This window comes from Povalibacter uvarum (assembly GCF_014202975.1).
Lineage (GTDB): Bacteria > Pseudomonadota > Gammaproteobacteria > Steroidobacterales > Steroidobacteraceae > Steroidobacter > Steroidobacter uvarum.
In genome coordinates this window covers 748723-761640 of the sequence record NZ_JACHHZ010000001.1, presented here as the reverse complement: position 1 = coordinate 761640, position 12918 = coordinate 748723, and the positions used below count along the sequence as shown (strand labels likewise).

At 63.5% G+C, this 12918-nt stretch carries 14 protein-coding genes; 2 read left to right on the top strand and 12 right to left on the bottom strand.

Features of this window, described 5'->3' with window-relative positions; genetic code table 11:
- Positions 1–6: 6 nt before the first annotated feature.
- The 3 genes from prfB to HNQ60_RS03205 form a co-directional block, all read right to left on the bottom strand.
- Positions 7–1102 (bottom strand): peptide chain release factor 2 gene (gene prfB / locus HNQ60_RS03215; RefSeq protein ID WP_184329562.1). Its coding sequence is split into 2 segments (ribosomal slippage): positions 7–1038 and positions 1040–1102, totalling 1095 coding nucleotides; the frame shifts between segments, so codons are not numbered across the junction.
- A gap of 204 nt (positions 1103–1306) precedes the next feature.
- On the bottom strand, positions 1307–3034 hold the full coding sequence (gene recJ, locus HNQ60_RS03210) for a single-stranded-DNA-specific exonuclease RecJ (RefSeq protein ID WP_184330169.1): 1728 nt from the start codon (positions 3032–3034) through the stop codon (positions 1307–1309).
- Positions 3019–4029 carry a hypothetical protein gene (locus tag HNQ60_RS03205; protein WP_184329561.1) on the bottom strand — a complete coding sequence of 337 codons (1011 nt, stop codon included), beginning with the start codon at positions 4027–4029 and terminating at the stop codon, positions 3019–3021. Before HNQ60_RS03205 ends, recJ begins: the two co-directional genes overlap by 16 nt.
- 40 nt (positions 4030–4069) lie before the next feature.
- On the opposite strand from HNQ60_RS03205, the gene HNQ60_RS03200 reads away from it, so the two are divergent.
- Entirely contained in the window at positions 4070–4444 is a 375-nt protein-coding gene (locus tag HNQ60_RS03200; protein ID WP_184329560.1) for an Mth938-like domain-containing protein, read from the top strand.
- Between the two features lie 553 nt (positions 4445–4997).
- On the opposite strand, the gene HNQ60_RS03195 is transcribed toward HNQ60_RS03200, so the two are convergent.
- Genes HNQ60_RS03195 through surE form a run of 3 tightly spaced genes read right to left on the bottom strand, consistent with a single transcriptional unit; the run spans position 4998 to position 7276 of the window.
- Positions 4998–5747, bottom strand: a complete 750-nt coding sequence (locus HNQ60_RS03195; RefSeq protein ID WP_221303988.1) for a peptidoglycan DD-metalloendopeptidase family protein — start codon at positions 5745–5747, stop codon at positions 4998–5000.
- A gap of 39 nt (positions 5748–5786) precedes the next feature.
- Entirely contained in the window at positions 5787–6482 is a 696-nt protein-coding gene (locus HNQ60_RS03190; protein ID WP_184329559.1) for a protein-L-isoaspartate(D-aspartate) O-methyltransferase, read from the bottom strand.
- Between the two features lie 32 nt (positions 6483–6514).
- On the bottom strand, positions 6515–7276 hold the full coding sequence (surE, locus tag HNQ60_RS03185) for a 5'/3'-nucleotidase SurE (RefSeq protein ID WP_184329558.1): 762 nt from the start codon (positions 7274–7276) through the stop codon (positions 6515–6517).
- A gap of 173 nt (positions 7277–7449) precedes the next feature.
- Between surE and HNQ60_RS03180 the strand changes: the two genes are divergently transcribed.
- Complete coding sequence (locus HNQ60_RS03180) at positions 7450–7986, top strand: Smr/MutS family protein (RefSeq protein WP_184329557.1); 537 nt, start codon at positions 7450–7452, stop codon at positions 7984–7986.
- A gap of 158 nt (positions 7987–8144) precedes the next feature.
- Here HNQ60_RS03180 and truD read toward each other — a convergent pair whose 3' ends face one another.
- Genes truD through kdsA form a run of 6 tightly spaced genes read right to left on the bottom strand, consistent with a single transcriptional unit; the run spans position 8145 to position 12913 of the window.
- On the bottom strand, positions 8145–9194 hold the full coding sequence (truD, locus tag HNQ60_RS03175; RefSeq protein ID WP_184329556.1) for a tRNA pseudouridine(13) synthase TruD: 1050 nt from the start codon (positions 9192–9194) through the stop codon (positions 8145–8147).
- On the bottom strand, positions 9191–9688 hold the full coding sequence (ispF, locus tag HNQ60_RS03170) for a 2-C-methyl-D-erythritol 2,4-cyclodiphosphate synthase (protein WP_246433360.1): 498 nt from the start codon (positions 9686–9688) through the stop codon (positions 9191–9193). Before ispF ends, truD begins: the two co-directional genes overlap by 4 nt.
- On the bottom strand, positions 9685–10401 hold the full coding sequence (gene ispD, locus HNQ60_RS03165) for a 2-C-methyl-D-erythritol 4-phosphate cytidylyltransferase (protein ID WP_184329555.1): 717 nt from the start codon (positions 10399–10401) through the stop codon (positions 9685–9687). Before ispD ends, ispF begins: the two co-directional genes overlap by 4 nt.
- 26 nt (positions 10402–10427) lie before the next feature.
- Positions 10428–10772, bottom strand: a complete 345-nt coding sequence (gene ftsB, locus HNQ60_RS03160; RefSeq protein ID WP_184329554.1) for a cell division protein FtsB — start codon at positions 10770–10772, stop codon at positions 10428–10430.
- A gap of 12 nt (positions 10773–10784) precedes the next feature.
- Positions 10785–12083, bottom strand: coding sequence for a phosphopyruvate hydratase (eno, locus tag HNQ60_RS03155; RefSeq protein WP_184329553.1), 1299 nt, complete (start codon positions 12081–12083; stop codon positions 10785–10787).
- Entirely contained in the window at positions 12080–12913 is an 834-nt protein-coding gene (kdsA, locus tag HNQ60_RS03150; RefSeq protein WP_184329552.1) for a 3-deoxy-8-phosphooctulonate synthase, read from the bottom strand. The genes eno and kdsA overlap by 4 nt, the downstream gene beginning before the upstream one ends.
- Positions 12914–12918 lie beyond the last annotated feature (5 nt).

The following is a 12918-nucleotide window of genomic DNA, read 5'->3' as shown; positions in this document are numbered from 1 at the left end:
CGTTACTTACAGACCCTGCTTCAAGCTGGCTTCGAGGAACTGATCCAGATCGCCGTCGAGCACGGCCGTCGTATTGCCGACTTCGACGTTGGTCCGCAGATCCTTGATGCGCGACTGGTCGAGCACGTACGAACGGATCTGGTTGCCCCAGCTCACGTCCGACTTCGAGTCTTCGAGGACCTTCGCGGCGGCGTTGCGCTTGTTGACTTCGAGCTCGTAGAGCTTCGCCTTCAGCATCTTCATCGCCTTGTCGCGGTTCTTGTGCTGGCTGCGCTCCGCCTGACACGCCACCACAATGCCCGTCGGCATGTGCGTGATACGGACGGCGGATTCCGTCTTGTTGACGTGCTGACCGCCGGCACCGCTCGAACGATAGACGTCGGTCTTCAGGTCCGCCGGGTTGATCGAGATCTCGATGTCTTCATCGATTTCCGGCGACACGAACACCGAAGCGAACGACGTGTGACGGCGTGCGTTGGAATCGAACGGCGATTTGCGTACCAGCCGATGCACGCCCGTCTCTGTGCGCAACCAGCCGTAGGCGTAGTCGCCAGTGAAGTTGATCGTCGCGCCCTTGATGCCCGCCACTTCGCCATCGCTGACGTCGACGAGCTCGGTCTTGAAGCCGTGCGCTTCACCCCAGCGCAGATACATGCGCATCAGCATCTGCGCCCAGTCCTGAGCTTCGGTGCCGCCCGCGCCCGCCTGGATATCCAGGAACGCGCTGTGCGGATCCATCTCGCCCGGGAACATGCGCTGGAACTCGAGCTTCTTGACGTCCTGCTCGATGGCGGCGAGATCGCCCTGCACATCGCGCACGGTGGATTCGTCGTTCTCCTCAACGGCCAGGTCCAGCAGCTCGCTCGCATCACCGAGCCCGTTGCGGATTCCATCCAGCGTGGTAACGATCGAATCGAGCTTGGCGCGCTCGCGCCCCAGCTCCTGCGCCCGGTCGGGCGTATTCCAGATCCCCGGATCTTCCAGTTCGCGGCTGACTTCCGTCAGTCGCTCATGCTTGTTGTCGTAGTCAAAGAAACCTCCGGAGGGCTTCGCTGCGCTCGGAGAGGTCGTCGAGGGTACGGCGGATCTGATTGACTTCCATGGGGCACTGGGACGGGATCGAAGGGCGGCGATGGTAGCACGGAGAGAAGCGGTTGGCGGTTGGCGGTTGGCGGTTGGTTCAGAACGGGAAAAGAGCTCGTCATTCCCGCGAAAGCGGGAATCCATGCCTTGGCCAAGATGGATTCCCGCGTGCGCGGGAATGACGATCCTCTTCCGACTCTGGCTAACCGCCAACCGCTAACCGCTAACCGCTTCTCTCAAGATACTCCACCACCAGTTGCAGCCGTTCGGTCCCGTTGTACTGGTTCACGTCGAGGCGATAGGCCAACCGGACGCGCTGGCCGGGTTCGACCTGGGGGGAATCCGCGTGATCGAAATACCGGAAGGCGATGGCGTCGCAAAGTTGGTCGTCCCGCAGGACTTCCATCTTCAGGTGGCGTTCGCCGAGCACGCGGACTGCGCGGACGACGAACTCGCCGTCGAAGAGGGGCTCAGGAAAAGCCTGCCCCCAGGGGCCTGATTCGCGCAGCAGATGAGCGACATCGAGCGTGAGCTCGTCGCGGGTCAGCTCGCCGTCGGAGTGAACGACGCCGGTCGCATCGTCGTGCGTCATCCAGCGCGATACTTCCTCATCGAACGCCTGCTGGAACTCCGCCAGTCGCGCCGCCGGCAGCGTAAGGCCGGCAGCCATCGCGTGACCGCCGAACTTGTCGATCAAGCCGGGATGGCGGCTCGCGACTGCATCGAGCACATCGCGGATGTGAACGTTGGGTACAGAACGCGCGGAGCCCTTCAGCGACTTCTCGTCCGCTCGCGCCAGCGCAATCACCGGCCTGTGGACACGTTCCTTCACGCGAGACGCGACGAGACCCACGACTCCCTGATGCCAGGTTTCATCGAACAGGCACAGTCCGAGCGGCAGCGACGCATCATCGCGCATGTCGGCGACGACGAGCATCGCTTCCTGCTGCATCTGCAGCTCCAGCTCCTTGCGATCGTGATTGAGCTGAGCGAGGCGACCCGCCAGCATCCTCGCTGTCGGTTCGTCGTCCGTCAGCAGGCACTGGATTCCTACGCTCATGTCGTCGAGCCGACCCGCCGCATTCAATCGCGGGCCGATCTGGAAGCCGAGATCCGTCGCGACGACCGACGCCGCGGAACGATTCGAGCTCTCCAGCAATGCGCGAATGCCCGGCACGCAACGTCCCGCGCGAATACGCCGCAGGCCTTGTTGGACGAGGACTCGATTGTTGCGATCCAGCGGCACGAGATCGGCGACCGTGCCAAGCGCCACCAGATCGAGCAGATCCGCGACTGGCGGCGGCTTCGGATTGAGACCGCGTGCCTGCATTTCGCGCGTCAACGCGGCCATCAGATAGAACGCTACTCCGACGCCCGCGAGCGCCTTGCTGGGAAAGCCATCACCAGGCGCATTGGGATTCACGATCGCCGCGGCAGCAGGCAACGTGGCTGCCGGGAGGTGATGATCCGTCACCAACGTTTCGATTCCGAGCGATTGCGCTTCGAGCACGCCCGCGTGACTTGCGATGCCATTGTCGACCGTCACGATGAGCTGAGGCCCCTGCTGCGCCGCGAGCCGCACGATCTCGGGCGTGAGACCGTAACCGTACTCGAACCGGTTCGGGACGATGAAGCCCACCTTCGCGAATCCCAGGCGCGACAACTGACGCACGACGAGGGCCGTGCTCGTCGCGCCGTCGGCATCGAAATCTCCCACGACGACGATATGGCTGCCACGGACGAAGTGGCGGCACAGCAGGTCCACTGCCTCGCTGATACCGCCGAGCTGGCTGATCGGGATCAGTTGGTCGAGCGTCAAGGCAAGTTCATCGGCGGACGTGATGCCGCGCGCAGCGTAGAGGCGCCTCAGCAGAGGATGCAGTTCGCCCGATAGGTCCGCGCTCGCGGTTTCGCGACGTCGGATGGCTCGAGACGTCACGTGCGCTCCCATTGTGTCGGCGGCCATGGCTTGCGCCAGAATTTCCGCAGCGCACTGCGCGTCGCTTCGATGTGCCACTCCCCGAGGACCAGATCCAGACGACCGATTGTTCCGGAGCGAAGCGCGGTCACCAGCGGCTCGATCCAGCGCGATTCCAGAACAGAAAGCTCCTGCCCGGTCGCTACGATGAGAGCACGATCCTGCTTCGCGATCGCCGGCAGCAACTCAAGCGCGCTGGAAGGTAGTGGATCCGGTTTTCGGTCGATCAAGCGGTAGAGGCCCAGGAGGAAAGCGTCACTGCCGAATGCTACCGGAAGCGATGACGGAGACGGCATCTCATTCTGAGAGCCCGCGCCCCACAGCCAGAGTGCGTTGATCGCCGGCGCACCGAACCGCGCCCGCTTCTCGTTCACCGGGTGCTCGTGGAGCATCATCTGCAATTCCGTCATCGTTCGATGCAGCACCGCCGAGTCCTTGCCCCGCGGCATCGCCGAGCGCAGTTCATTCGCCGCTGCGGCGTCAGGAGGCGACGTGGCGATCTGCACGAGCGAACTCGAGCGCAGGAACCAGTCGCCACCCAATGCGTGCAGCGTGAAGTCGCCGGACGAGAACTCTCGCTGCAAAGTATCGAACAGCGCAGCCCGTTCCTCCCCGGTCACGGGAGCAGCGCCCTGCAGATCGAGGAAGCTCAGACGGTCCAGGCCCGCAGCGAAATGAACCGGCTCGGCGTGCATCCACATCGGGGCGGCCTCACGATGCCCGTGACCAAGCACGGAAATTGGTGCACTCGAGTACCCCGCCTCCGGAAGCTGCAATGAATGCAGCAGTCCTCGCTGCCAGGGACGAAGCGAGGTATCGATGTCGGCGCGATTCCACGCGAACCGTACGGAGCCGCGACCGGCGAGGCGCGCCAGGACGGTTGAGGAAAGCCCGGATGCCGCGGTCGGTGGATCGACGTCACCCACCAGCGTCACCCAAGTCAATTGGGACAGGGGAAGTCGTGACATCGCACCGCGGAACTCAACGAAGGTGCGCTATCGTAACGGAATGAAACTGACCGACGACAGCATTGGCAGCATCCACCTCATCCGGGCGTACGGCCCCGGCGAAATTCGCGTGGGCGAACAGACCGTGACGAGCAGCTGCCTGCTCCGTGCCGACAAGATGGTGACTGACTGGCGCCCGCAACGGATCGACGATCTCACCGCGGAGGACCTGGAACCGATCTTTGCGCTCGAACCGGAGATCGTCGTGCTCGGCTCCGGCTCCCGGCAGAAGTTTCCACCCACGAGCCTGCTTGCGCGCTTGCTGTCACGAGGAGTGGGCTGCGAGGTGATGGACACGGGCGCCGCATGCAGAACCTACAACGTGCTCGTGAGCGAGGATCGACGCGTCGTTGCCGCCCTGTTCCTTCAGGACTGAACGCTGAGCGGGACTGATCGCCGGGGAAGAATTCCCGGCCGAAGAACGGCCGGGTGACTTGTTATTATTTGGTCTCCCGTTGAACGGGAGATCTGCCTTCTTTGTCTTCTCTCGATGGAAATGATCGAGAGATTTTTCTTGCGACTTTTATCTGGTCTTCTCCCGGTTGAGGACAACCGGGAGAAGACGCGAGGGACTGAAGTTCGTTCGACCAACTCGTCGTTGCGTGTTCGCGAGGAACATTCACTTGACGAAGTATTCTTCTTTTTTTCGTTTTGTTCTTCTTCGCGCTGTTTCCTCGAATCCCCCTCCGCCCCCGCGTCTTCTACCGGTTACCCTGCAGCTGTCTCTGGCATGCGACGTTGGGGGCGGATGTTAGACATACGTATCGACCACTTGCAACTACTCCCTGCACGAATAGTTGCAGTTGCAATGATCGGACCATCTTTCGATGCGCCCTCGGGACATGATGACTCGGACAATTGAGGCGCCTTGTCAGCGCGCGTTGCTCTTTTTCCTGAAGGCCCTGAACGCACCACCACTGTTGACCCGGTCAACGGCGTTGCGGGAGCAACGACATGGGATTGGTCGGCGAACCATCGATGCGGATCTCGAAATACAGCATCGGCGAGCCTTGCGGGCCCGCGCCCATGGTCGCGATGCGCTGACCCGACTTGACATCATCCCCTTCGCGCACGGCGACCGACTGCGTATGGCCGTACGCGCTCAGGTACGTTTCGCTGTGCTTAACGATGATGAGCTGGCCGTAACCAAGCAGACCGGTACCGGTGTAGACGACCTTGCCCGTGGCCGCAGCCCTGATGTCCTGCCCCGGCTTGCCTTCGACGGTGAGACCCTGGCCGCCATTGGGCCGCGTCGTAAGTGTGACCTTGCCCTCATCCACGGGCCATTGCCATTTGATCGGCGGCCCGCTGGGCACCGGCGCTGCTCGGGGTGGTGCTCGCGGCGCACTTTGACGTGGAGCGGCGGATTTCGCCGATGGCGATGGAGTCGCGGTGCGCGTGCCGCCTGCGGGCGTGAGACGAAGCACCTGGCCGGGATGAATCACATAGTCGCGCCCGATGCCGTTCCAGCGAGCGAGCTGCTGATAGTCCACACCGTGCTTCCATGCAATGGAGTACAGCGTGTCGCCCCGCTTCACTGTGTAGGACGCGGGTCGCGTGGGCTCGGATGCGCAACCGCCCACCGCGAGAAGGAACACGACGAGGAAGCAACGCGAAACGTGTGTGACCAGCGACGTGCGGGATCCGAAGTTGCGCGTCTTGTTCCCGTCACCCGTCACTCGTCACCTGTCCCTCACCATCGGCTCATCCCGCCTGGCTCACCCAAGGCCCTTGAGCAACGGCACGAAGCTCACGAGACCCAATGTCTCGGTATGAAAATCATCTCCGCGCCTCGTGATGCGCACGAGTTGCTGCCTGCCTTCCGGCCCGACCGGGGCAATCAGTCGCCCGCCCTGGCCCAACTGCGCGAACAATGCCTCCGGAATGGCCAGCGGCGCTGCCGCCATCAGAATGCCGTCATAGGGCGCGTGCGCGACCCAGCCTTTGAAGCCGTCGCCATGACGCAAATGGACATTGCGGATGTCGAGTTCCTTCAACCTCGACCGGGCCCGCTCGAGCAGCGCACTGATGCGTTCGATGCTGTACAGGAATTTGACGAAGGGCGCGAGAACCGTGGTCTGGTAGCCGCAGCCCGTTCCAATCTCCAGCACTTTGCGAGGCGCCGTGCCTTCGATCAGCGCTTCTGTCATCCGTGCGACGACATAGGGCTGCGAAATCGTCTGCCCCAGCCCGATCGGCAGCGCGGTGTCTTCGTAAGCCCGCGTCGCCAGCGCCTCATCGACGAACAGGTGGCGCGGCACGTTGCGGATCTGCTCGAGCACCAATGGATTTGTGATGCCCTGATCGCGCAGACGCTGCACGAGACGCTCGCGTGTGCGTGCCGACGTCATGCCGATACCGTTGTGGCGCGCTCCGTTGGACGCGCCATTGGGCACGCCATGTGACTGGGGCATCGGGGGCACGGGAGGCTTTCCGGGCGGCGGCTTCATGCTTCGCGCCCGCGCAGCCAGTTGCCGATGTCTTCGAGCATCGAATGACGCGTGAGATCGATCTGCAGCGGAGTCACGGACACGTATCCGTTCGCGACAGCGTCGAAGTCAGTGCCGTCGCCTGCGTCCTGACCGACTCCCGGCGGCCCCACCCAATACACAGGGCGTCCGCGAGGATCTTCGGAACGCACGATCGGTTCGGAGCGATGCCGGTAGCCGAGGCGCGTTGCCTTGCAGCCCTTCAGCTCTTCATAAGGCAGGTCGGGCACATTCACGTTGAGGATCGTGGCCTGATGCAGTGGTGATCGCTGGATGCGCATGACGAGTTCGGCGGCGATGCGCCCGGCGGTCGCGTAGTGCTGACCGGAACCTGGGCGCGTGACCAGCGAAACCGCGATGGCCGAGAGCCCGAGGAAGCGACCTTCGATCGCTGCGGCGACCGTGCCTGAATAGAGCACGTCATCACCGAGGTTCGCGCCTTCGTTGATGCCGGAGACCACCATGTCGTGCTCGTGTTCGAACAGGCCCGAGATCGCGAGATGGACGCAGTCGGTGGGTGTGCCGCTGACAACGACGTGACAGTCGGTGTCGTACGGAAAAACGCGCAGCGGCACATCGAGTGTCAGCGAGTTGCTTGCGCCGCTGCGATTGCGGTCGGGGGCGACGACAGTGACTTCCGCGAGCGGCGCGAGCGATTCGCGCAATACGCGCAATCCTTCAGCGCGATAACCGTCGTCGTTGCTGATGAGAATCTTCACACTTGGCCAGTCGTCGTCACGCCGAATCGTTCGGGCCTGCGCGAGGTCTGCTTGCGGCGCGTGCGCAGGAGAATTGCGCAACCGCCGGCCACCGCCTCGCGTTCAGGGATTGTCGCAACGCCAAGCATTGCGCGCGGCAAACTATACTGGAAACGTCACGGCAGATCAGCGACATGAGCACACCCGACGATCCCGACAAGGACCTCTTCCTCGAGGCGATGCGCGAAGTCAAGCGCCTGCCGCAGGGACAGGCCGCACCGGAATCGCCCAAACCGCAGCCCGAGGCGCGTTTCACGCGTCTCGACCAGACCGAAGTCCTCAAGGAGAGCCTGCTGCCGCCCGCCGATGAATCCCTGCTCGCCACCGGCGATGAGCTGATGTTTCGTCGCCCTCACGTCCCGGAGGAAGTCCTCGTCAAGCTGCGAAGGGGTCACTACGCGGTCGATGCCGAGATCGATCTGCACGGCATGAACGGCGCACAGGCCAAGGCCGCGCTGCGAGAATTCATCGCCGATGCAGTTCAACGCAACATGCAATGCGTACGCATCATCCACGGCAAGGGCAAGCGTTCCGGTCCTCGCGGCCCGGTGCTCAAGAACATCGTCAATCGCTGGCTGCAATACACCGACGCGGTCCTCGCGTTCGGATCGGCACGCTCGGTCGATGGCGGCAGCGGCGCGGTCTACGTGCTGCTGAAGGCCAGACGCTAGCGCGTTCTTCCTGTGGGTCCGACTTCAGTCGGACGTCAGCGAAGCATCGCCCGGGGGCGATAACGTCCGGCTGAAGCCGGATCCACAACGAAATCGTCGATCTGCTTTCGAGATCTCCGTGAACTCCGTGTGAAATCCTCTCTTCTGACTTGCGGACCTTACTCGTCCGATTCCGGATGCACTTGCGAGAAAGCGTCTTCGAGAATCTCGTGCAGCACCGCAGTGGCAAACACGCCGCGCGAAAGACGGAAGCGCAATCGAAGATCCGGCCCTTCCAGGGCCCAGGCGAATTCGGCGAGACGCATTCGCAGCGACCGCCGCTCCTGGTCGAGATCCGTCGTCGCCAGGCCTGATGCGAGCGAACCCTCGGCGTCCGCGACCCGTCGTTCGAGCGATGCGACTTCGCCCTGCGAAACCAGTTCGCCCCTGCCCCACAGCGGCCCTGTCGGATGGATGTCCATGCGGTCGCAGCGATCCCGCAGCACCTCATCGAGTGCGTCGACCTTGAAAACGCTATTGCTTCCATCGAGGTTGGCGACGTCGCCCGCCTGCAGCTGATTCCATGTGCCATTGCGAACGCGCTCGGCCGCCACGGCGTTGAAGATCGCGGAACGCGCCGCCGACAGCGCGAAGCCTCGTTCGAAGCGATCGTGCAATTCCCTTTCGCCGCTGAACCACTGGCGCGCGCGAGTCAGATTGGCGCCGTCGTTGCCGAATCGCTGCGGCCCGAAGTAATTCGGCACCCCCTGCGCGGCAATGAGCTTGCAACGCCCATCGAGTGCCGCTCGATCCCCCGCAAGATCCCTGACGACGATCTCGAAATCATTGCCGCGCAACGCCCCGCGCTTGAGCTTGCGACGATGGCGTTCGGCCGCGACGACTTCGAAGCCGTCGCCGCTGACACCGGCCCAGTCGCCCGTCATCGCGGAGCGCACCGGAATCGTGAAAGCCTGTTCTGTCACCGCGTCGCGATCCTTCAGTCCGGCGAAGCCAACGTCGCGAGGGTGAATCTGGGCGAGCTTGCCGAGCTGCTTCGCGACCCAATGTGTATTCGCGCCGCGCTTGCGGACCGTCAGCAACCAATGATCGCCGTCGCCGTCCGCGGCGAAGCCGAGCCACTCCCGCACCACGAAGTCTTCGGGAGAAACACGCACGCGGCCTCGAACGGGCGGTGCGCCCCAGGCGCAAGGCAGATCGAGCGGATTCATTTGGCCCCGGAGGTTTGTTCGATCAGGGCGATCGCATGACAGGCAATACCCTGGCGCTGGCCGATGAAGCCGAGACCTTCGCTCGTCGTGGCCTTGATGTTGACGCGAGCCTGATCCAGTCCGAGATCGGCGCTGATGTTCGAGCGCATCGTTTCGCGATGCTTGCCGAGGCGCGGTGCCTCGGCAAGCACGGTCACATCGACGTTCACGATCGCAAGGCCCTGGCGCTCCAGCAGCAGCTTCGCGTGGCGCAGGAACTGGCGGCTGTCGGCTCCGCGCCATTGAGGATCGGTATCCGGAAAATGCATGCCGATGTCGCCCAGGCCCGCGGCGCCGAACAGCGCGTCGCAAAGCGCATGCAGGACGACGTCGCCGTCCGAATGCGCCCGGATCCCCTGTGAATGAGGAATCCGCACGCCGCCGAGCGTCACATGATCGCCGGCCTCGAAGGCATGCACGTCGTAGCCCTGCCCGATCCGCAGGCCTGTCGTCATCGTCGTCCTCCGCTGGACTGCATCTCTTGGAGGATGCGCTCCGCCCGGATGAGATCCTCGGGCAGCGTGATTTTCAGATTGTCCGTCCTGCCCGCCACGATTCGCGGGCGAAGGCCCGAGCGCTCGACCGCCTGCGCCTCGTCGGTCACAGCGACACCCTGCTGCTGGGCCGCAGTCAATGCGCGATACAGGGTGCCGAAGCGGAACATCTGCGGCGTCAGGGCGCGCCAGAGGCTTTCACGGCTCACCGTTTCGGCAACCCGACCTTCGCTGTCCGCCCGCTTGATCGTGTCTACGACCGGCGCCGCGAGCAATCCGCCGACCGGATCATTCCGAACGGCTTCGATCAATCCTGACAACTCGTCCGCCGCAAGACAGGGCCGGGCCGCATCGTGAACCAGTACGAACTCGCTATCGCTGAGAGATAGCGTCCGCAGTCCCGCCAGGACGGAATGGGCGCGTTCGGTGCCGCCCACTGTCGTGCGCACCCTGGGATCGCGAGCAATGGGCAGGCGTGACCAATGCGTATCGTCGGCGGCAATCGCAACGACGATGCCAGCACAGTCGTCACGCGCCAGGATCGGCGACAGCGACCATTCGAGCACCGAGCGACCCGCGATCGTCAGGTATTGCTTCGGGGACGCGGTTTCACCCATCCGCCGGGCGCGGCCCGCGGCAGGAATCACCGCCCAGAACTTGAATGAGTCAGACATGGAAGGCGGAAGGGTCAACCTTCCTGCTATCGCTGCTTGCGCGCTTCGGCGACGCGCGGCTCCTGCACTTCTTCGTTCTCCGCGGGAGGCGGCGCCTCGCGCGGCGTGACTACTTGGTAGAAAGTCTCACGCTGGCCGACCATCCCCAAGTCCGTCCGGGCACGTTCCTCGATCGCGACCGTGCCCTTCTTCAGGTCCTGCACTTCCGCCGCGAGCGTCCGGTTGCGCTCGCGCAGCGTGTCGTTTTCCGCCTGTTGCACTTCGATCTCTTTGCGCAACGTCGCCACTTCCCGCATGCCGCCGTCGCCCAGCCACAACCGGTACTGCAACAGCACCAGCAGAGCGAGCAGTCCGGCGGCCAGGAACTTCATGAGGCCAGTGTTCTAGCAGGAAATGCCGGGCAACGGAACCGGGAACGCTTCGACACCGGCGTAGCGTGCCTCGGCACCCAACTCCGCTTCGATGCGCAGCAGCTGGTTGTACTTCGCGATGCGATCCGAACGCGAGAGCGAGCCGGTCTTGATCTGCGTCGCGCGCGTCGCCACCGAGATGTCCGCGATGGTCGAGTCTTCGGTTTCGCCCGAACGATGCGACACGACCGACGCGTAGCCAGCGTCAGCAGCCATGTTGATGGCCGCCAGCGTTTCGGTGAGCGTGCCGATCTGGTTGGGCTTAATCAGGATCGCGTTGGCGATCTTCTTGCTGATGCCTTCCTGCAGGATCTTGGTGTTGGTGACGAACAGATCGTCGCCCACGAGCTGAACCTGCTTGCCGAGGCGCTGCGTCAGGAGCGACCAGCCGTCCCAATCGCCCTCCGCCATGCCGTCTTCGATCGTGACGATGGGATAACGGCCGGCGAGGCCCGCGAGGTAGTCGACGAACTGTGCCGATGTGAACTTGCGACCTTCGGACTCGAGGTTGTAGACGCCGCCCGAGAAGAACTCGGAACTCGCGACATCGAGGCCGAGGAAGATCTGCTTGCCTGCCTTGTAGCCCGCGCGATCGATCGCTTCGAGGATCGTCTCGAGCGCCGCTTCGTTCGACGGCAGGTCGGGAGCAAAGCCGCCTTCGTCGCCGACCGCGGTGGCGAGCTTGCGCTCGTGCAGCACCTTCTTGAGTGTGTGGAAGATCTCAGCGCCGTAGCGCACTGCTTCCGACAGCGACGGCGCACCGACCGGAAGAATCATGAATTCCTGGATATCGACGCTGTTGTCCGCATGCGCGCCGCCGTTGATGATGTTCATCATCGGCACCGGCAACGTCTTGGGGCCGGGACCGCCGAGCAGACGGAACAGCGATTGCTTCTTCTCGCTGGCCACTGCGTGTGCGTTCGCGAGCGAGACCGCCAGCAGCGCATTCGCACCGAGACGCGACTTCGAGTCCGTCCCGTCGAGCTTGATCATCGCCTCATCGATCGCAACCTGATCGGCGGCCTCTTTGCCCACGAGCAGCTTCTTCAGATCGCCATTGACGTTGGCGACCGCTTTGGTGACGCCCTTGCCCAGATACCGTCCCTTGTCACCGTCACGAAGCTCGACGGCTTCGCGCGTTCCCGTGGATGCACCCGACGGCACGGCCGCGCGGCCTTTGGCGCCGGACTCCAGAAGAACATCGGCCTCCACGGTGGGATTGCCGCGGGAATCGATGATCTCGCGGCCGCGGATGTCGACGATCTTGCTCATAGCAGGCTTTCCTCGTAAGGCTTGGATTTGACTGTCTTGTCGATGGCCTGCAGCGTCGTCAGCAGCGACTCCATGCGCGGCAGCGGCCAGGCGTTTGGACCGTCGGACAACGCTTTGTCCGGGTCCGGGTGTGTTTCCATGAAGATGCCCGAGATCCCTGCTGCCATCGCTGCGCGCGCCAGTACGGGGACGAACTCTCGCTGACCACCCGAAGCTGTGCCCTTGCCACCGGGCAACTGCACCGAGTGCGTCGCGTCGAACACGACCGGGCAGCCGGTCTCACGCATCACCGACAGCGATCGCATGTCGGAGACCAGGTTGTTGTAGCCGAAGCTGAAGCCGCGCTCGCAGACCATGATCTGCTGATTGCCGGTCGACTTCGCCTTGTCGACGACGTTCTGCATTTCCCATGGCGAGAGGAACTGGCCCTTCTTGATGTTCACCGGGCGGTTGTGCGAGCAGACGTTGAGGATGAAATTGGTCTGGCGCGCCAGGAACGCCGGCGTCTGCAGCACGTCCACGACCGAGGCGACTTCAGCCATCGGCGTGTCTTCGTGAACGTCGGTCAGCACAGGCAGACCGAGCTGACGCTTCACCTCGGACAGAATCCGCAGCCCTTCTTCCATGCCGGGCCCGCGATAGCTCTTCGACGACGAGCGGTTCGCCTTGTCGAAGGACGATTTGAAGATGAAGGGGATGCCCAACCGGGTGGTCATCTCCTTGAGCTTCCCAGCCGTATCGAGCACCAGGCCTTCGCTCTCGACGACGCAGGGGCCGGCGATGAGGAAGAAGGGTTTGTCGGGACCGACGTCGAAATTGAGGAGGCGCATGGGTA

What these genes read in the sequence shown, in the direction of transcription:
- recJ (WP_184330169.1), bottom strand. Translation starts at nt 3,034, where the DNA reads ATGGGAGCGCACGTGACGTCTCGAGCCATCCGACGTCGCGAAACCGCG.
- HNQ60_RS03205 (WP_184329561.1), bottom strand. Translation starts at nt 4,029, where the DNA reads ATGTCACGACTTCCCCTGTCCCAATTGACTTGGGTGACGCTGGTGGGT.
- HNQ60_RS03200 (WP_184329560.1), top strand. Translation starts at nt 4,070, where the DNA reads ATGAAACTGACCGACGACAGCATTGGCAGCATCCACCTCATCCGGGCG.
- HNQ60_RS03190 (WP_184329559.1), bottom strand. Translation starts at nt 6,482, where the DNA reads ATGCCCCAGTCACATGGCGTGCCCAATGGCGCGTCCAACGGAGCGCGC.
- HNQ60_RS03180 (WP_184329557.1), top strand. Translation starts at nt 7,450, where the DNA reads ATGAGCACACCCGACGATCCCGACAAGGACCTCTTCCTCGAGGCGATG.
- truD (WP_184329556.1), bottom strand. Translation starts at nt 9,194, where the DNA reads ATGAATCCGCTCGATCTGCCTTGCGCCTGGGGCGCACCGCCCGTTCGA.
- ispF (WP_246433360.1), bottom strand. Translation starts at nt 9,688, where the DNA reads ATGACGACAGGCCTGCGGATCGGGCAGGGCTACGACGTGCATGCCTTC.
- ispD (WP_184329555.1), bottom strand. Translation starts at nt 10,401, where the DNA reads ATGTCTGACTCATTCAAGTTCTGGGCGGTGATTCCTGCCGCGGGCCGC.
- ftsB (WP_184329554.1), bottom strand. Translation starts at nt 10,772, where the DNA reads ATGAAGTTCCTGGCCGCCGGACTGCTCGCTCTGCTGGTGCTGTTGCAG.
- eno (WP_184329553.1), bottom strand. Translation starts at nt 12,083, where the DNA reads ATGAGCAAGATCGTCGACATCCGCGGCCGCGAGATCATCGATTCCCGC.
- kdsA (WP_184329552.1), bottom strand. Translation starts at nt 12,913, where the DNA reads ATGCGCCTCCTCAATTTCGACGTCGGTCCCGACAAACCCTTCTTCCTC.